The following is a 19,937-nucleotide window of genomic DNA, read 5'->3' on the forward strand; positions in this document are numbered from 1 at the left end:
ATCCTATGAAACGCATTCTATTTGGTTTTCTCCTAAGCTTTGGGCTGGGTTGTTTTTTTACCCCTGCTCAGAGTCAGGTAGTTAATGTGGTAGCACGGGCTAAACCGGCCGGACAAATTCTGCTGCGGTGGGTGCCGGGCGATGAAACCGTCTGGCAACAGGGGAATCAGTCGGGTTACCTCATCGAGCGGACGACGCTGAAACGCAATGGCGTTTTGCTGGCAACACCCGAGACGGTCAACCTGACACCCCAACCGCTGAAACCGGCGGTCACGGCCCAGTGGCAACCCTACCTGCTGCCCGATAGCCTCGCTCACCAGGCTTTGTACGAATCCCTGTATTCACCTGATCCCACAATTGTACCTGATACGACCAACAAACTGGAGATTACGCAGGATAGCACAACCGCTTCCGAACAACGCTATTTCTTCGCGATGGTCGCGGCCGATCAGAGCTATTCGGCTGCTCGTCTGGCTGCGCTGGGTTTTACCGATCAAACCGCCCAGACGGGGGAGCAATACCGCTACCGGATTCGGGTGGCGGCTCAGCCGGGAATTACGCCGGGTGACGTGATCATAGGTCTGTCGGATGCCTTGCCTTTGCTGCCGATTGCCAGACCCATCCTACGTTTTGACCCGCAACAGGCTGTACTGCAATGGCCCGCGGATACGACCGTACGGGGTTTTAACAGTTACTGGGTCGAACGGTCGACCGACGGCCAGACCTTTGCGGGGCGCAATGCCTTGCCGCTGTTGAGCGACGGAGCGGAACAGGACACCATCAGCTACCAGGATAGTTTGCCTAAAAAACGACAAGTCTTCTATTACCGGCTCCGCGGGAAAACCATCTTCGATGAGTGGGGCTATTCGCCCGTGGTCTTTGGGCAATCGAAGTCGCCGGTTTCGTTCAGTCCCCGAATCACGCAGGCCACCATTCCGTCGGCGGGAACCCTGGAAGTCCACTGGCAGTTTCCGGCGGATACGGTATTGCTGCGCATCGACACCCTGATTCAGAACTTTTGGATTGGAGCGTCTCCGACGGCCGATGGTGCCCCTGTGCGGCTGAAAGTCAATCTAGCCCCGACGGATACCAGCACAATCATCAGCCAGTATGGTCAAAAAATAGCGGTCAATGGTCCGCAATATATTACGGTGGTTGCGATGAGTCTGGATGGCGATACCTTGCGGTCGTATCCGGTTTTGGTCCAACCCGCCGATTCGTTACCCCCCGCCATTCCGACCGGTTTGCGGGGTACCATCGATCTGACGGGCCGGGTCCAGATCCAATGGGATCCCAATACGGAGTCTGATTTACTCGGTTATAAAATCTTTAGCTCCGAGCGGGAAGGTGATGAGCCGTCCTCCCGCAACGGCGAACCGGTTCCGATGGCAACCTGGGCCGACACCGTCGCGCTGAATCAATTAAACCGGGACTTGCTTTATTATGTGCAGGCCGTCGATCAGCAATTCAACCAGTCGGCCTTGTCACTCCCGCTCAAGCTGGCCCGGCCCGACACCTTGCGACCGGCTTCTCCCTGGATAAAAAGCTACAAACGAACCGATGCCGGGGTCGATCTTCGCTGGGCCAATAGCGCCAGTACCGATGTGGTCCGCCATACCTTATACCGAAAGGCCCTGACGGGTGCCGACACCACCTGGCAGGTCGTCCGTGTTTTCACGGCGGGCGATACGACCTATCGGGATGAACCGCTGGTCGCACCGGGCGATTACGCCTACAATATCGTAGCGGAAGATGCCGGGAAATTGCAATCCCTTCCACTGGAACCGCTGCTGGTGAGTCTGGCGGTCCGTAGCTCCGTTCACCCACCGATGACGGTCTTGAACGCAACCGGCGAAGCGAGCCGGAACGCTGTTCGGCTGGACTGGCGTTATACCGATCCAACCGTGGTAAAATATGAACTGTATCGCGCCGAAGGAACATCCGCTCTGGCTCCCTGGCAATTTATCTCAGCCCCCCAAACCACCACCTGGGACGAGCGGGTAAAAGCGGATTCGACCTATCGGTATGCCATTCGGGCAATTTTTCGGGATGGTTCGGTCACCGGCTGGCAATCCCAAACCTTGGTTTACCATGCTACCGATACGCTGGCCAATGAAGCCCCTATCGTGGCGTCGTCGCTGCCGGATCAACGGGTGAATCAGGGCGAAACGGTAAGCTGGAGCGTTCCGTCCGGCACCTTTACCGATCCGGACGGGACGATTGTCCAGGTTCGGATTGTTGCCGCTGGATTGCCAAGCGGATTGATCGCCAGCGGCACGACACTCAGCGGACAGCCGACCCAAAGCGGAACGTATACCATTACGGTTCGAGCCGAAGACAACGCTGGTCTGGCAACCTCAACGACCTTTCAACTCCGGGTCAATGCCCGGCCTCTTCTGCGCCTGGATTCATTGGTTCAGGTGGTGACGGTAGGAAAACCGTTCTCCTATTCGTTAGCAACGGATGTTATGACAGACACCGATGGACAGGTTACCGAATTAGGTTGGGAGTCGGGTAATTTTCCGGCCGGTGTGCAAGGGAATGGATTAACATTGACCGGTACGCTGGCATCCTCCGGCCGGTTTCCGATCCGAATCCGGGCGTTGGATAATGATGGAGCGCTAACGATCGATACCCTGGTATTGGTGGCTAATCACCCCCCCAGTGTGGTAACGACTCCGGCCAGTCAAACGGCACTTTGGAAAGAACCGTATCGCTACGTCGTTCCCGGTACCGTATTCCGGGATGACGATGGATCGATTGTATCGGTCGTTGTGCTCGCTGATAGCCTGCCCCCCGGACTGGCCGCTTCGGGGCCACGGCTGGAGGGCGTTCCTACACAACCGGGTCAGTATCCGATTCGTTTGGTGGCCACGGACAATCGGGGTGCCAGCACGGAAGTGCAGTGGACACTGACCATCGGTGACGCTCCGAATCAGCCTCCGGTGGTGGACACACCGCTGCAAGTTTTGTTGGTAGCTGCTGGCGAAACCCTGAACTACACCGTTCCGGCTACAACCTTCTACGATCCCGACGGCCCGATTGCCTCCATCACGATCACCGGTACATTGCCAGCCGGTCTTTCGGCATTGGGCGGTCAACTCAGCGGTATTCCAACGGTTTCCGGCAGTACGACACTGACCGTGACGGCTACGGACGCGGCTGGCAGTGTTGTCTCTACGAGTTGGGTTATTACGGTCATTAACACGACGCAAACGCCCATCATTACCGGCAATACAACCATTTGTTCAGGCCAATCAACGGTTCTGACGGCCACGAACTGCGGAGGCACCATCAACTGGTCGACGGGAGCCGCTGGTACTTCTATTCCGGTTAGCCCGGCCGTTACCACTACCTATACGGCAACCTGCACGGCAGGTGGCGTGGCCGGATCGTCTTCTGGTCCGGTGGTGGTTACGGTACAGGCTGCATTCACGGTCACGACGGCCAGCAACAGCCCGGTCACGGTGGGGCAACCGCTGAATTTATCCGCGATAGCCCCAGCCGGAGCCCTTCTGCAATGGAGTGGTCCCAACGGCTTTACGGCTACCGGCGCATCCGTAAGCATTCCGGTTGCCGGTACGATTCACGGGGGAAACTATAGCGTGACAGCCACCACCGGCGTTTGTTCAACCACCGCGATGGCAACGGTTGTTGTTTCTGGCAGTACCTCATTCAGCGTATGCATTGAAGCAGAGGATGCTATCCTGACCACCGGCACAGGAACTATGACAACGGACGCAGCGGCATCGCAGAGCAAGTTTATCGGGAATTACAGCAACAGCAGCACCAACCGGCGGTTTACCTTTTCGAACCTTCCGCTGGCGGGCTCTTACCAGCTTCAAATCCGGTACCTGACACCGGAAGCCGCCCCGCAAGCCACCTTATTGATTAACGAAGGAATCGCCACCATTACGTTACCACAGAGTAGTACAACCTGGTCCGGGAGTTTCCGAACGCATACTTCAGCGAGAACATTCAAACTGGGTGACAACAGCATTCGTATTCAGGGGAATGGCACCGGTAGTTTTGCGCTGGATCAGGTCTGTCTGGTGCGTTGCAACACACCGTCGGCACCAACGCTGACCAGCGCCACGGTTTGTGCAGGCCAATCGGCTACCCTGGTCGCGAGTGGTTGTGAGGGTTCGGTGGTCTGGAATACCGGTGCAACCACAACTTCTTTCGTGATCAGTCCCGCAGCTACGACTTCCTACACTGCGACTTGTCAGGTTGGTGGTGGATGCGTTAGTTTACCCGCAATCGCAACGGTTACTGTCAATCCAGCGGTTCTGTTGAATGCCGGAAGCAACAGTCCCGTTGTGACAGGGCAGACGTTGTCACTGACGGCAACGGCTTCTGCGGGAGCTACGTATGGCTGGACTGGCCCCGGCGGTTTTACGTCTGCTGCTCAGAACCCTACCATTCCAGTGGCAACTTCAGTCCATTCCGGTACGTATCAGGTAACGGCTTCCGTCGGTAACTGTACCGCGGGAGTAAGTGTATCGGTGATGATTTCAGCCAGCAGTTCATACAGTGTGTGCATGGAAGCCGAAGACGCAACGTTGACGACCGGAACAGGCACCGTCACGACTGATGCGGCTGCGTCGGGAGGTCAGCGGATTGGTAATTATAGTAACTCAAGCACGAACCGACGGTTTACACTCAATACCGTTCCGCTGGCCGGAAGCTATCAGATTCAGATTCGGTATTATACAACGGCAACAGGAGCCCAGGCGGCTGTGCTGGTCAATGAACAGGCCGCCAGCGTCACCACCCTCAGCAATGCAGGAGCGAACGGGTATTCTTCGTATACCTTGACGAAGAATTTGAATCAGGGAACCAATTCGATCCGGATTCAGGGCAACGGAACCGGTTCATTTGCTTTGGATCGGGTCTGTGTGGTCAAACTTTAGGCGGGTGTTTGAGTTAACCGGGGAGAGCCCTGGAAGGGCGGTCTGTTAGTAGTCAATAGGATCCATCAGCTCGTGGTAGCTCCGGAGGAGCGGCCTGAAGATGTTTTTAGACCGCTCCTCCGGAGCTACCACGAGCTGATGGATCCTATTGACTATTGACAGGGCAGGCCTCCGGCCTTAATTCAAACAGCTTCTTAACGGTTTTCCGAATGACATTATTCCGGTCCTTAGTCTGGGCGGGTGTTTGTAGCCTATCCATTCATTCCTAAAACAAAAGTCACGGTGCCGGTGTGTGCCGTGATTTTTGTTTACTTCAGATCAAACTGTCTGTTTTTGAGTCTTTTAGGATGTGAATTTAATTAAATTTCACTCAAAAGTTGACAATCCTGCGCTTTTTACTTTGATTTACAAAGTACTTTTAAAAATAAAATAATGGACACACCTATAACGCCCGTTACGAGCGAACCGGCCCAAACCGCCCCCGCATTCCAGCCAACGGAACAACCCGAAGTGGTTCCTCCTTTAACCGATCAAACGCCCTGGTGGTGGCTGGTTTTCCGGCAGCCGACCTTCCGCTGGGGACTCGGGTTTGTGGCGGTTTCGGCCACCCTGTTTGCATTGTACGAATATTATGTGGCTCGAAACGGATCACCCGCCCACATGACGGTTTTCGTGTTTCATTACGGGCTTGCCATTGCCTATACCGCCTGGCTGCTGATGAAGAAGGAGTTGAGCGTGTATACGCAGCCACCCAAGGGTCACCCGGCCCGTCTGCTTGTGCTGGTATTGTGGCTGATTAGTGCCTATGCGCTGAACCGGGACATACCGGTTTTTCAGGAATCGGTTCCGTGGCTGAAAGTGATGGTGGTTTTTGCAGGTTTTCTGATGATAGGGGCCGCCTGGCTGGATGGCCTTTCGGTTCGGGGGCAGCAGGCGTTGGTGTTTGGCCTGGCCGTGGTCTGGTGCCTGTTTCTTTACCAGACGCTTTATGTCGCTCCGTATTACCACCTAGGACTTTTCGGAATCATCCTGCTGGGCATCGGCGGGCATATTCTCGTCCCCTTATTCATCACCATCGCGTTGAGCCGGGTTCTTCAACGAAGCTGGAACGAGCACGAACACCGGCGTCCGGCCATCATCGCCGGTTTTTTCGTGCCGCTCGTCGTTATCGCCTGGTTTTTATACCGATGGACACAAGTCGATACCCAAATTCGGTATGCCTCGAACGCCATTACGGCCCGCAAAGACGACGAACTGCCGTCCTGGGTGTTGCTGGCGCAGCACCTTCCGAACGATTGGATTACGGAGCGGTATCTGAAAACCGGGTCGATCTACAGCCAGCAGGGGAGCCGGATGAACAGCGTGTTCGGTCGGCAGGACGAACTGAGACGGCACGACCCTCTGGTGTTGATCGCGTCGGCGTACCGAAAACCGGCCAAAGCCTGGAATCAGGACGTGCAGAAACTCATCGGAACGTTGTATACTTCCCGGCACCAAACCGAAGAGCGGCTCTGGTCGGGCACCCACCTGCGAACGACCAATGTGCTGACCCAGGCCCGGATCTACCCGGAATACCGGCTGGCGTATACCGAGAAAATCCTGCATGTTCACAACGGTGGCCCGATGCAGCAGGAAGCGGTTTATACCTTTCATTTGCCCGAAGGCTCGGTCGTCACCTCGCTGTCGTTGTGGATCAACGGCCGGGAGGAAAAAGGCATTCTAACCACCAAAGCAAAAGCCGACACCGCCTACCGGACCATCGTGGGCGTGGAACGGCGCGATCCGTCGGTGGTTCACTGGCGCGAGGGAAACCGGATCAGCGTACGGGTTTTTCCCTGTCTGCCCCACGACGCGCGACAGGTTAAAATCGGCATCACCTCGCCCCTGCGGCTGGAAAACCGGCTGACCGGGCCACCCCAACTGGTGTATGAAAACGCCTGGTTTGAAGGGCCTGATGAACAGGGCGCGACCGAAACCGTAAAACTGGAGTTTTCGCAGCAACCGCAGCATCCGGCGTGGCCGGACTTTCTCGAACCCGGCTTTTTTGAAAAACCGGTCGAAAAACAACGGATCAGCGAGTCAGATTACCAGCGGTATTGGGAATTTCGCTTTGATGCGCCCAAGCTGGCAACGGACGGTTTTCGGTTCGATGGGCATACGTATCACCTGCAATCCGCGCGGACGATCACCGAACGATTCAACCCGCAGGCCGTTTTTCTGGATCTGAATCAGGACTGGACGGAAACCGACCTCGATGAAGTCCTGAAAATCGCCGAAAACCGCCCGGTCTGGGTGTATGACGAAGGCCTGATTCAACTGACCACTGCCAACCGTGACGAACTGGTCGAACGGCTTCTGCGACAGCGGTTTAGTGTCTTTCCGATCCATCAAATTCCCAATCCGTCTACGGCCTTGCTGGTGACGAAAGGCGCTGAAATCGGGCCACAACTGAGCGATCTGGCCGGGAGTCACTACGCCGAAACGCTGAAGACGCAGGCCAGAAACCGCCCGGCCTTGCGAACGTTTTGTCTCTCAAAACCGTCGGATCTGGTGAAAACGCTGAGCGAACTGGGTGTTCTTCAAACGGATTACGGTACGGTTTCGGAGCTACAAACGCTGGTGAAAAACAGGCAGTTTATCCGGCAAATGACGTCTGATCAGTCAGTTTCGTTGCCGCAGTCGGGTGTCCGAATTGCCCGAACAACTGAGGTAACTGCAAAACCGTCAGCCGCTCAGGCACCCGATCATTTGTTCCGTTTGTATGCCTATAACCACCTGCTGAACCAGTTGGGGACGCGGTATTTCGAGCCGGATTACGCGACGGACTCGCTCGTTACCGAAGCGCAGCAAGCCAACATCGTTTCCCCGGTTTCGAGCCTGATTGTGCTGGAAACGCAGCAGGATTACGACCGGTTTGGAATCAAAAAATCAAAAGCCGGGCTGGACAATGCCACCCTGAAAAATACCGGCGCGGTTCCCGAACCGCACGAATGGGTTTTGCTAATCCTGGCCGTGGTGTGGGTTTTCTATCTCTGGCAAAAAGGCAGTTATGTGGGTCTTTGATCTGACTTTCCTCATCGGGCTGGCGTTGGCGGTTTATGTACTGTTGACGCCAGCCCGTCGCCGGTGGATGGCGGTGCTGGGCGGTCTGGCACTGGCGTCGCCCGGTCTGCGCTGGCTGACGACGGTTTTTGGTTTTCCGATCCGTCTGCAACTGAGTGCGTGGGTCGTCGCGATTTTGCAGACGCTGGGTGCCGATGCCACCGTCAGCGGCAATCTGATCCGGCTGAACGGCGTCGATTTTGCCGTCGATCCGGCCTGCATGGGGCTACAAATGACGGGTTTGTCGATGCTGGCGGGCTTATTTCTGGTCATTCACCTGGAAAACCGCACGCGCACGCAGCTTTCGTTCGGATGGCTGGTTCTGGTGGCGGGAGGAACGGTTTCGCTACTGATTCTGACCAACCTGCTGCGGATTCTGACCCTGGTCGTTTTCCGGATTGCGCCCGAAGACCCGTTGCACGATCTGGTCGGTCTGGCGTGTCTGGCTCTGTATCTGCTCGTTCCGCTGACCTGGGGCTTGCAGCGTTTTTATGAGCGGGTCGGAAAACCGTTGCCCACAAATTCGAGTCTGGTCTGGGTGCGGTTGGCAGCGGTTTACGGCGTCGTGGGGCTGGCTGGTTTTGGGGTCATTCAGCGGGGTCAGCCTGTTGCACCGGTGGCGATTTCCGTTCCATCGGGTTATGTTTCCCGCCAACTCGATCATGGCTTTACTCAATACAGCAAAACCGGGGTACTGGTGTACATCAAACCGGTTCGGACGGCCTACAGTGCTGAACACAGCCCGGTGGTGTGCTGGAAAGGAAGCGGGTATGCGTTCGGGGCCGTCGCGGAAAAAGTGATCGACGGCCACCGGGTTTACGTTGGGTCGTTGCAGCGGGGGCGCGAACGGCTGTATACCGCCTGGTGGTTCACAAACGGCGTTCAGCAAACCATCGGTCAGTTTGATTTTCGCTGGCGGATGCTTCGGGGCGAACCGGCTTTTGCATTGGTAAATGTCACCGTAGCCCGGCCCGACGACCTGGCGAAAACCGTCCGGGAGTGGTATTGAATGATCTTTATCAGGAGTGGAATTTGATTCAGCGAAGTATGGTGCGAAAACAGGATAACAGGCATATAATTGAATGTTTCTATGTTATAATTATTAGTAACTTTCTGATTTTAAGATAAAAAGCTGTAGCAGAATTTTTAAATTTTTGCATTATTACACCAAATAATAAGGACGTTTATCGAACCATTTTATTGCAAAGACGTTAATGAGAAAGTAATTTAGAGTAGGTTAGGGTTTAGAAGATGAGGAGTTTTGAGATTCCTGGGTCTGTTAGCGTATGAAACTTTTTAAATGCACACACTGCGGAGAACCGATTTATTTTGAGAACAGCCGGTGTACGCAGTGTGAATATCCGCTTGGTTTTGTCGCCGGGCAACTGGAACTGTTGCCGTTGGAGGCAGCAGGCACCGATACGTTTCGGATTTATAACCAGGGCCAAACGCTTTACCGGTACTGTGCTAATCATCAATACGGTGTTTGCAATTGGTTGGTAGAAGATGGGCATTCGCGCTATTGCGAAGCCTGCACGCTGAACCGAACCATTCCCAACCTGAGTAAACCAGAGTATCTGCAACGCTGGAAAGTGATCGAAACCGCCAAACACCGGCTGATTTATTCGCTCCGGCGCATGAAACTTCCCATAATTGGCCGGTCGGCTGATCCGGAACGGGGGCTCTCCTTCGATTTTCTGGCCGACGGCACCCAGAAACGCATCCGAACCGGCCACATGCGGGGCCTGATTACCATCAACATTGTGGAAGCCGATGACATCGAGCGGGAGATGACCCGCCAGAAAATGGACGAACCCTACCGCACGGTTTTGGGTCATTTTCGACACGAAATCGGGCATTATTACTGGGATCGTCTGATCCGCAACACCGACCGGATCGACCAGTTCCGGGAGCTGTTTGGCGACGAACGGGAGAGCTACAAAGATGCCTTGCGAAACCATTACCAGCAGGGGCCTCCGGCGGGCTGGAACCTGAACTACATCAGCGCTTACGCCAGTTCTCATCCCTGGGAAGACTGGGCCGAAACCTGGGCGCATTACCTGCACATTCTGAATACGCTCGAAACGGCTTATGCTTTCGGGCTAAGCGTTCAATTTCAGCCAGTTATAGATTCGGTGAACATGGCGCAGAAAGAAAAAATCGATCCTTATGACCCGGAAGACTTCAAGACGCTGATGGATCTTTGGGGGCCATTGTCGTTTGCCATGAACAATCTCAACCGCAGCATGGGCCACCAGGATCTTTATCCGTTTATCATTCCGCCGGGTGTTTTGGAAAAACTGCGTTTTATCCATCAGATTTGTTACCAGGCCCGCCAGTAAGATTGCCCCCGGCCTTTAGGGGGTTGGGGGCAGAAACCCTAAACCGTGAGCCGCCGGTAAAATCCTTCTTCCAGTGCCAGCAAATCCTGGTGTGTGCCGCGTTCGACAATTTCCCCGTTTTGCACCACCAGAATCTCGTCCGCGTGCTGAATCGTGCTGAGCCGGTGGGCAATCACCAGCGTCGTGCGGTTGGCCATCAGGCGCGTGAGGGCTTCCTGAACCAGTTTTTCCGATTCGGTATCCAGCGCCGAGGTTGCTTCATCCAAGATCAGAATCGGCGGATTTTTCAACACCGCCCGGGCAATGCTGATGCGCTGCCGCTGTCCGCCCGACAACCGACCACCCCGGTCGCCGATCACCGTTTGGTAGCCATCAGGTTGGGCCATGATGAAATCGTGGGCATTGGCAATTTCGGCCGCCCGCATCACGTCGGTTTCCGTGGCCTCGCTGCCAAACGCAATGTTATTGAAAATGGTGTCATTGAACAAAATGCTCTCCTGAGTTACAATGCCCATCAGGTTGCGCAGGGAGTGCATCGTGCAATCGCGCAGGTCCACGCCGTCGATCAGAATCCGGCCTTCGGTGGGGTCGTAGAAACGCGGAATGAGGTCGGCGATGGTCGATTTTCCGCCCCCCGACGACCCGACGAGGGCGATGGTTTTGCCTTTTTCGAGCGTAAAACTGATTTCTTTCAAAACCGGCCGGTCGGGCTGATAGGCAAAAGATACGTTCCGGACTTCGATGTTCTGCCGAAAACCGGGCAGCGCCATCGCGTTGGGTTTGTCCTGGATAAGCGGCACGGTATCAATGAGTTCCAGCACCCGTTCGCCCGACGCAATCCCGCGTTGCGAACCGCTGAACGCGTTGGAAATCTCCTTGGCCGGGCGCGTTACCTGCGAAAAAATCAGGATGAACGTGATAAAATCCGAAGCCGACAATTCCGACTGCTGGGTCAGAATCAGCGAACCGCCGTAGAGCAGAATGATGGCGACGACCAGAATGCCCATGAATTCGGAGAAGGGCGACGCCAGCTCGCGCCGGTTGGCCAGCGAGCGGACGGCCCGGCGGTAGCCATCGTTTTCGGTTTGAAATTTCTCCGTCACGAAGCCCTCGGCGTTGAACCCTTTCACGACGCGCATCCCGCCGAAGGTTTCATCGAGCAAACTCAGAATACCGCTCAGCCGTTGTTGCCCGGCCTGGGCATCCTGCTTCATCCGCCGGACGAGCATGGCGATAAAACCGCCCGAAACCGGGATGACCAGCAACGCAAAAAACGTTAGATTGGCCGAAATGTTGAACAGGGCGATGATGTAGGCGATGAGCAGAAAAAACTCTTTGGAAGCCGCCGAAAGGCTGTTGGCGATGGAGTTTTCGACTTCCTGAACGTCGGTGATGGTGCGGGCGATGAGGTTGCCCTTGCGTTCGTTGGAGAAGAAACCGAGGTGCAACTGAATGGCTTTGGTAAAAACCGTCTCGCGTAGCCGGGCCACCATCCGGGCTTTGAAGCTCTCCAGTTGCCGGACCGACAGATACTTGAATAAATTATTGAGCAGGACCGTCGTCACCACAATGCCGCAGACGAACTGCAAGGCCCCGAGTTTGCCGTATTGCCGGAAAAAAAGCGCGAAATAATACTGGAAAACGTCAGTCGGCGAGGTTTCGAACGACAGCCTCGGAGCGGGTTGGCTCAGCAGGGCCTGCAACTTGGCCGGGTCGACTTTATCGAAAAGAACATCCAGCAGCGGAATCAGCAGCGTAAAGTTCAGCACACCGAATACGCTGGCTAACATGGAGGTTAGCAAAAAGGGCATCAGAAAACGCCCCAGCGGTCTGGCGTAAGAAAGTAAGCGAAAATAGGTTTTCATTGTCTGCAAAGATAGCGGCTGAAACCGGGATTACCCAGTTTGAAAAAAGATACCTAAGATTTGTAGGTATGTCGAAAATTTTTGTATACTTGCCGCTATGAACAGCAATCAGCAGTTACTTAAAGGCAGTTTGTCCGTCATAATCCTGAAACTACTGGAAGAGCAGGAACGCATGTACGGTTATGAAATTACGCAGAAGGTGAAAGCGTTGACGGCGGGTCAGATGGCGATTACGGAGGGCGCACTCTACCCGGCTTTGCACAAACTCGAAGCCGAGGGCTTGCTGACGACCGAAACGCAGGTGGTGGAAGGGCGCGCGCGAAAATACTATTCACTGACGAAAGACGGCCACACCGAAGCCGTCAGCCGCATTTCGGAACTGGGCATCATGCTGGAGAACCTGCAACGGCTTTTGACATTAAAACCGGCTATTTGATATGGCATTATCTGAAAAGCAACTCACTATTCTCCGCCACGATCTCCGCACGCTGGCCCACATCGAGTACGAAGAGGTCGAAAATGAGCTTCTGGATCACTATGCGACACTGACGGAGCAGAAAATGGAGGTAGGGCAAGTTTTCGAGTATGCCAGCGCGAATGCCTGGGCAGAGCTGGGAGCCGGACCCAGTTTGAATGCCATTCAGCGGAATTATGAAAAGAATATTCGTAAACAGATTTCAAGTCGGCATCTGGAAATTCTGAAGAGTTATTTCCGCTGGCCAACGGTTTTGACGACCTTGTTGATTGCACTTTTAATTTACAAAATAACTCCTACGATATCGACACGGTCTATTTTTGTTGGTATCCACATTACAGTCTTGATTCCATTTGGTATCATGGGAGTTTGTTATCTGAAAAGCCGCAAATTAGGTAGCGATAGCCGGAAGATTACCTGGACACATTTGAACGCACGGGTGGCTTTTTTTGTGAATATTCTTCAATCTTCGCTTAGCCTTCCATTCCAGGGTGAAGGCTCATTAAAGATTCATTTTTTTCAAACCCATACAGCCGTTTTAAGTATAGTAGAATGTATTGTAATTATTTATTTGCTAAGCTTCATTCAACTTTACCGCGAAAACTTTAGTTACAAAACCGCTCACTAACGTACTCTCCAGCATAATTGACTTGCAAGAATGAAGCATTTGGGCATTTGATCGTTCATCCCTTCGGGATTTGGCCGCCTTCGATGTTTCCTTGATTCGGCGGGTTAAAACCCCTGCTACCAAATGATTCATCCCTCCGGGAACCCGGTTTTGCCATCCGTCCCGTAGGGATGGTCCATTTTGTAGAAACCGCAGGCATTGATAGGGGTATGAATCCCGTAGGGATGGTTCATTTTGTCCCTGCCCGATCGTCATCCCTCCGGAATTTTTGGGTTTTCTTCGGCGGGGTCGTTCTACAGAATGGATCCTCCCCACGGGATTATTTTCCGTTTTTGGTGGGGTTATTCTACAAAATGGATCATCCCTACGGGATTATTTTTCGTTTCTGGCGGGGTCGTTCTACAAAATGAATCATCCCTACGGGATTGTTTTTTCGTTTTGATGGGGTTATTCTACAAAATGAATCATCCCTACGGGATTGTTTTTTCGGTTTTGGTGGGGTTATTCTACAAAATGAATCATCCCTACGGGATTGTTTTTTCGTTTTGATGGGGTTATTCTACAAAATGAATCATCCCTACGGGATTGTTTTTTCGCTTTCCAAGTGGGAATCCGGTTTTGCCATCCGTCCCGTAGGGATGGTTCATTTTGTAGAAAGCACGGGATGGATAAGAGTATGAGTCCCGTAGGGATGATTCATTTTGTACCTGCCCAATCATTTACCTATGTGATTTTTGGTTTTCTGCGGACGTGGTTGCTACAAAATGGATCATCCCTGCGGGATTGGTTGGGAATGATTGATCAAAGGCAAATGAACGCTTCTGGATTGATTTTTAATTATTCCGGCGACACGCTTACTCAAAATTCTCGGGGTTCTACAACTATATGCGTCCGATTTCGCGTTATTTGTGGCATACAACCTTGTAAAAAACGCATGTACCTTCGTTATCTGGCCGTTAGCCTGCTTTTGACTCTTTGCTCCTGCGGGATTATTTCGCCCAACTCGTCCAGTTCCGACCGGTTTTCGACCAGTCCGGAGAAATTTGCCGTTCAGCCGGGGCAGGTCGACGAAGCATCGGGTATGGTTGCCAGTCGTTCGATGGACGGTCGGTTGTGGGTGCAGGAAGACAGCGGCAATCCCGCCGAAATCAATTTGTTGACCACCGATGGAAAGCTGGAAAAGCGGTTCCCGATACCGGGAGCCTCCAACCGTGACTGGGAAGACCTGGCCATCGGACCGGGGCCGCAGGACGGCGTTTCGTATCTTTATCTGGCCGACATCGGCGATAACCTCAAGCAAAACGACCTCAATTACATCTATCGGTTTCCGGAACCGAAAAACACCAATGAATCCGTTAACGGCGTCGAACGAATCAGCTTTCGGTATGCCGACGGTGCCCGCGATGCCGAAGCCATCCTGCTCGACCCCCAAACCCGCGACCTCTGGATTGTGAGCAAAGCCGAAGAAAAAGTGCGCATCTACCGGCTGCCATATCCCCAAAGCACGAGCGTTGAAATGCGGGCGGACTATTACGGCGAACTGCCCCTGACGCTGATTACGGGCGGCAGCGTGTCGGCGGATGGCAACGAAATCGCGTTGATCTCCTATCTGGGCGCCTATCACTGGCGTCGCAAAAGCGGCCAGTCTCTGGCGGATGCGATGCAAAAAAACAGCTTTAAAACCCTGGCGACCGATCCGCTTGGTATCCAGAGCGAAACCATCTGTTTCGATAAAAACAGCAACGGCTATTACACCCTGCCCGAAAAAGGAAACCAGGCGTCTGTAACCTTAAACTACTACAAACGGTTGTAAGACGTTGAAGCAGGGAAGGATAGTCGCCCCGTTCGAAACGCTTAAAATTCATCGTCTTGTCTAAAACCGCTGCCATCGTTGGAGCCGGTATTGCCGGTATTGCTGCTGCGATTCGGCTGGCCGTCAAAGGCTACCGCGTCGATGCATTCGAAGCCAATGCCTATCCCGGCGGTAAATTGTCCGGTTTTTCGCTCGACGGTTTTCGGTTCGATGCCGGGCCGTCGCTCTTCACCATGCCGCAGTTGGTCGAGGATTTGTTCCGGCTGGCGGACCGAAATCCCAACGATTATTTTGAATACCGTCGGCTGAACGAGACCTGCCGGTATTTCTGGGACGACCACACATACCTGACCGCCTGGGCTGATCGCGACGCTTTTGCCCGCGAAGTAGAAAGCCAACTGGGCGAACCCGCCGATCACCTGCTGGCCCATCTGGCCGACAGTGCCGCCAAATACCACATCACCGAAAAATTGTTTCTGCACCGCTCGCTGCACAAACTAGCGACCTGGTTCAACCGCGACGCGCTGTATGGCTACCTGAATTTGCCGAAGCTGGAGGTGTTCAAAACCATGAACCGCGCCAACGAGCAGCGGTTTCAGAACCCGAAACTGGTGCAACTTTTCAACCGCTACGCGACCTATAACGGCTCCGACCCGTATCAGACGCCGGCCACGATGAACATCATTCCGCACCTGGAATACAACATCGGGGCCTTTTTCCCGAAAGAAGGCATGATCGGCATCACCAACAACCTGGTCCGGCTGGCCGAAGAACTGGGCGTCCGGTTTCATTTCAACACGCGGGTGACGGAGTTGGTGACGGAGGGCGAACGGATCGTGGGCGTCAGAACGGAGAATGAAAGCAAACCGAAACCCTACGATGTCGTCATTTCGAACATGGACGTCGTCAACACGTTCCGGCGGCTGTTGCCAAACGCCCGGCAGCCGGAGCGAATATTACGCCAGCCGAAGTCCAGCTCCGGGTTGATTTTTTACTGGGGAATCAGGCGGGAATTTCCAGAACTGGGTTTGCATAACATCTTTTTCAGTTCTGATTACCGCGCCGAGTTCGACCACATTTTCAATCGGAAAACACTGTCGGACGACCCCACGGTTTACCTCAACATCACGTCCAAACACAAACCGGACGATGCGCCACCGGGTTGCGAAAACTGGTTTATTCTGATCAATGCACCGAATAATACGGGGCAGGATTGGGACGCTCTGATTGCCAAAACCCGGCAGAATGTCATTCAAAAATTGAGTCAAAACCTCGGCGTCGACATCGCGCCCCTGATTGCCTGCGAAGCCATTCTGGACCCCATTCAGATCGAAAACCGCACCTCAAGTTCCCAGGGTGCGTTGTACGGCAACAGTTCCAACAACCGATTTGCGGCTTTTCTGCGCCACGCCAACTTCTCGCACCAGTTTCGGAATCTGTATTTTGTCGGCGGTAGTGTGCATCCGGGGGGCGGTATTCCGCTCTGTTTGCTGTCGGCTAAAATTGCGACGGACCTGCTATAAGTTGTCTGGTAACTCCTCGGACTATCCTCCGAAAGGCTGAAAGCCGTATATTGCAAGCTTTGCACTGAAACTCGACGGCATGGATACCTCGTACCTGATTATCATTTTCAGTTTATCGGTTCTCCTTTCGTACGTGTTCGATTTGCTCAGCAGCCGTTACAAAACGCCGTCGGTGATTTTGCTGCTGGCGTCGGGCATGCTGATGCGGCAGGTGACGAATTATTTTGCGTTTCAACTGCCATATGTCGACACCATTTTGCCGACTTTGGGCACGCTGGGGCTGATTCTAATCGTATTGGAAGGCGCACTGGAACTGGAGTTGACGGGGGAGAAGCTGGGCATGATCCGCCGGGCGTTCTGGGCGTCGCTGTCGTCCATCCTGGTCACGTCGCTGCTCATGGCTTCGCTGTTTTACGTGCTGATGGAAGCGTCGTTTTTCAAGTGTCTGGTTGCCGCCACGCCGTTTGCTGTCATCAGCAGTGCCGTGGCCGTTCCGGGCAGCAACAACCTGAACCCAACGAGCCGGGAATTTATCGTCTACGAATCGTCGCTGTCCGATATTCTGGGCGTCATGATTTTTAACTTTCTGGTATACAACGCTTCCGGTGGTATTCTGTCAATTTTGTCGTTTGCCAAAGACACCCTCATCATGGTGATCATCTCCCTGATCTGCTGCTTTTTTCTGCTGTATTTGATCAGTAAAATCAGCCACCGGATCAAATTCCTGCCGATTATTTCCGTTCTGTTTCTCGTCTACGCCGTCAGCCGGATTTACCAGCTTTCCCCGCTTTTGCTGATTCTGGTTTTCGGGTTATTCCTGAACAATACCGAACTGTTTATCCGGGGTCGGCTCGACCGGATCTTTAAAAACGAGCTGTTCGAAAAAGAACTGGATCAGTTCAAAAACCTGACGGCCGAAGGAGCTTTTATTGTCCGGACATTTTTTTTCCTGCTGTTTGGCTATGCCTCCGATTTCTACACTCTGATCGAGCCTGACGCGCTGATTGTGAGTTTTTTACTCCTCCTGATTCTCTATTCCGTTCGGGCGGGCGTGTTGCGGTTGTCCTTGCCGGGCAGCATCAATCCGGTGGTTTTTATCGCCCCACGCGGGCTGATTACGGTTTTACTATACCTCAGCATTCCGGATAACCTTAAACTGGTGGGATTCCGCGACGGTATTCTGATGGCCGTGGTGTTGTTGACGGCATTGGTGATGATGGTGGGCGTCATCAGTTACCGGGACAACACACCGGCGGACTAAATGGCACCACCCGGCGGTTTATCAGTCCGATAGGCCAGAAAACCGTACCACTTTCGCGTTTTCCAGTACGTCAGATCGTGCTCATTGTCAAACGCTTCGCGCTCGAAGCTGATGTTGCGGTACGCGTCATAATGCTCGCGGTATTGCCAGCGCCGGATCAGGTATTCCAGCAAATACCAGACATAAAAGGGGAGGATGCCGAGTTCAAGTTGCTGGCGAAGGTGTATGCGTTCGTGGTGGAGCAAGACCGCATCCGGGCGTTTCGTCCGTACCAACACAAACGGGAATAACGCCATTCCGCTGACCCACAAAAACGGTACGCGAACAATGATCATAAGGCGATTTTAAAAAGGAAGCAGAAAGGTTTTCTTTACGGCCCATTCGCTGTCTGCTAATGGGCAAGGTAAGTCGTTCAGGTAACAAAATAAAACCGCTCACCATTCTTTTTCAGCCTTTTGACAAACTTTATTCCCCGGCTATTTCCGATCTGTTTACCTCCGAAAAAAACATTGTATATTTGAGAAAGCCCGGGTTGCCGGCGTTGTCATAACCTACATTTTAGTGTTCTTACTCTATGAAAAAAACCGTGCTTTACGTTGCGTTAAGCCAGTGTCTGCTCTGGTCGGCGGTGGCGCAAACGCCTAAAAAATCGACCCCAAACCGGCCTGCTCCCAAACCAGCCGCCACGGTTTCGACCGCTCCGAAAAGTTCATCGACCGAGTCGGCGGCACGCATCAAATTTACTGAATACGATTTGCCGAACGGGTTGCATGTCATTCTGCATCAGGACAATACAACGCCCTTGGTGGCCGTCACGATGATGTATCATGTCGGCTCGAAAAACGAGCAGCCGGGTCGTTCAGGGTTTGCCCACTTTTTCGAACACCTGATGTTTGAAGGCTCCGATAACATCAAGCGCGGTGAATACATGAAAATCGTGAAAGGCGCGGGGGGCCAGTTGAACGCCAACACCTCTACCGACCGGACTTTCTACTACGAAATCCTGCCTTCCAACAAACTGGAACTGGGCTTGTACATGGAGTCGGAGCGGCTTTTGCACGCTAAAGTCGACGAAAAAGGCGTGGAAACCCAGCGCGAAGTGGTGAAGGAAGAACGGCGGCAGCGGTATGAAAACCAGCCCTACGGCACGTTCTTTCCGCAGGTTTTGAGCCATGCGTTCAAAGTTCACCCCTACAAATGGGCGCCCATCGGGTCGATGGAAGACCTGAACGCGGCCAAAATCGATGAGTTCCGGGATTTCTACAAGGAGTTTTACATCCCGGGCAATGCCATTCTGTCCATCGCCGGTGACATCAATCCCGAGGATACGAAAAAGCTGATTGAAAAGTATTTCGCCGAAATTCCGAAAGGTACAAAAACGCCGTATCGCCCAACCGTAAAAGAGCCGGTTCAAAAAGCCGAGGTGCGCGACATCGTATACGACAACGTATCGCTGCCCGGCGTCTTCCAGGCCTATCACATGCCCGCCCAGGGTGATCCGGATTATTACGCACTGGACGTGTTGCAGACCCTGCTTGCCGCCGGTGAAAGCTCGCGGATGAATAAAGAACTCGTTGACAAACAACAGAAAGCCGTTCAAACCGGTGTGTTTCCACTTTCGACCGAGGATCCCGGTTTGTTTATTTCCATCGGGATTGCCAACATGGGCGTCAAAGCCGAAGACCTGGAAGTCGGCATGAACGCCGAGATCGAGAAATTGAAGAAAACCCTGGTTTCCGATGCCGAATTTCAGAAAGTGAAAAACCAGATCGAAACCAATTTCGTGAACCAGAACGCGGGTGTCGCCGGTATTGCCGAAAGCCTGGCGAACTACAAAATGTATCTGGGTGATGCCAACCTGATCAACACGGAACTGGAACGGTATAACAAGGTGACGAAGGAAGACCTGCGCCGGGTGGCCAACAAATACCTCACGAAAGAAAACCGCGTGGTGTTGTATTATCTGCCCAAGGCAATGGAGCCGAAAAAGGAAAGTAAAGGGGAATAAGTAGATA

12 protein-coding genes are annotated in these 19,937 nt (G+C 53.5%); 10 read left to right on the plus strand and 2 right to left on the minus strand.

The window, feature by feature from the left end:
• Positions 1-5 precede the first annotated feature (5 nt).
• The 4 genes from ACO064_RS19810 to ACO064_RS19825 all read left to right on the plus strand — a co-directional run bounded on the left by ACO064_RS19810 (position 6) and on the right by ACO064_RS19825 (position 10,357).
• Complete coding sequence (locus ACO064_RS19810) at positions 6-4,913, plus strand: putative Ig domain-containing protein (RefSeq protein ID WP_421828955.1); 4,908 nt, start codon at positions 6-8, stop codon at positions 4,911-4,913.
• A gap of 432 nt (positions 4,914-5,345) precedes the next feature.
• Positions 5,346-7,976 carry an XrtN system VIT domain-containing protein gene (locus ACO064_RS19815; protein WP_421828956.1) on the plus strand — a complete coding sequence of 877 codons (2,631 nt, stop codon included), beginning with the start codon at positions 5,346-5,348 and terminating at the stop codon, positions 7,974-7,976.
• Positions 7,963-9,024 (plus strand): exosortase N, encoded by a 1,062-nt coding sequence (gene xrtN / locus ACO064_RS19820; protein ID WP_421828957.1) that lies wholly within the window; start codon positions 7,963-7,965, stop codon positions 9,022-9,024. Before ACO064_RS19815 ends, xrtN begins: the two co-directional genes overlap by 14 nt.
• A gap of 277 nt (positions 9,025-9,301) precedes the next feature.
• Positions 9,302-10,357 carry a zinc-binding metallopeptidase family protein gene (locus ACO064_RS19825; protein WP_421828958.1) on the plus strand — a complete coding sequence of 352 codons (1,056 nt, stop codon included), beginning with the start codon at positions 9,302-9,304 and terminating at the stop codon, positions 10,355-10,357.
• Between the two features lie 38 nt (positions 10,358-10,395).
• On the opposite strand, the gene ACO064_RS19830 is transcribed toward ACO064_RS19825, so the two are convergent.
• Positions 10,396-12,222, minus strand: coding sequence for an ABC transporter ATP-binding protein (locus ACO064_RS19830; RefSeq protein ID WP_421828959.1), 1,827 nt, complete (start codon positions 12,220-12,222; stop codon positions 10,396-10,398).
• A gap of 97 nt (positions 12,223-12,319) precedes the next feature.
• On the opposite strand from ACO064_RS19830, the gene ACO064_RS19835 reads away from it, so the two are divergent.
• The 5 genes from ACO064_RS19835 (at position 12,320) to ACO064_RS19855 (ending at position 17,922) form a co-directional block, all read left to right on the plus strand.
• Positions 12,320-12,658: a PadR family transcriptional regulator gene (locus ACO064_RS19835; protein ID WP_114405403.1), complete on the plus strand. Its 339-nt coding sequence runs from the start codon at positions 12,320-12,322 to the stop codon at positions 12,656-12,658.
• 1 nt (position 12,659) lies between these two features.
• Positions 12,660-13,325 carry a hypothetical protein gene (locus tag ACO064_RS19840; protein WP_421828960.1) on the plus strand — a complete coding sequence of 222 codons (666 nt, stop codon included), beginning with the start codon at positions 12,660-12,662 and terminating at the stop codon, positions 13,323-13,325.
• A gap of 934 nt (positions 13,326-14,259) precedes the next feature.
• Positions 14,260-15,138, plus strand: a complete 879-nt coding sequence (locus ACO064_RS19845; RefSeq protein ID WP_421828961.1) for a PE-PGRS family protein — start codon at positions 14,260-14,262, stop codon at positions 15,136-15,138.
• Positions 15,139-15,194: 56 nt separating this feature from the next.
• The gene (gene crtD / locus ACO064_RS19850; protein WP_421828962.1) at positions 15,195-16,661 is read left to right on the plus strand and encodes a 1-hydroxycarotenoid 3,4-desaturase CrtD; all 1,467 of its coding nucleotides are present in this window, start codon (positions 15,195-15,197) and stop codon (positions 16,659-16,661) included.
• Between the two features lie 79 nt (positions 16,662-16,740).
• Entirely contained in the window at positions 16,741-17,922 is a 1,182-nt protein-coding gene (locus ACO064_RS19855; protein ID WP_421828963.1) for a sodium:proton exchanger, read from the plus strand.
• Here ACO064_RS19855 and ACO064_RS19860 read toward each other — a convergent pair.
• Positions 17,919-18,257, minus strand: a complete 339-nt coding sequence (locus ACO064_RS19860; protein WP_421828964.1) for a hypothetical protein — start codon at positions 18,255-18,257, stop codon at positions 17,919-17,921. The genes ACO064_RS19855 and ACO064_RS19860 overlap by 4 nt on opposite strands.
• Before the next feature lie 239 nt (positions 18,258-18,496).
• Between ACO064_RS19860 and ACO064_RS19865 the strand changes: the two genes are divergently transcribed.
• Positions 18,497-19,930, plus strand: a complete 1,434-nt coding sequence (locus ACO064_RS19865; protein WP_421828965.1) for a M16 family metallopeptidase — start codon at positions 18,497-18,499, stop codon at positions 19,928-19,930.
• Positions 19,931-19,937: the final 7 nt, after the last annotated feature.

This window comes from Larkinella sp., from assembly GCF_965227735.1.
GTDB lineage: Bacteria > Bacteroidota > Bacteroidia > Cytophagales > Spirosomataceae > Larkinella.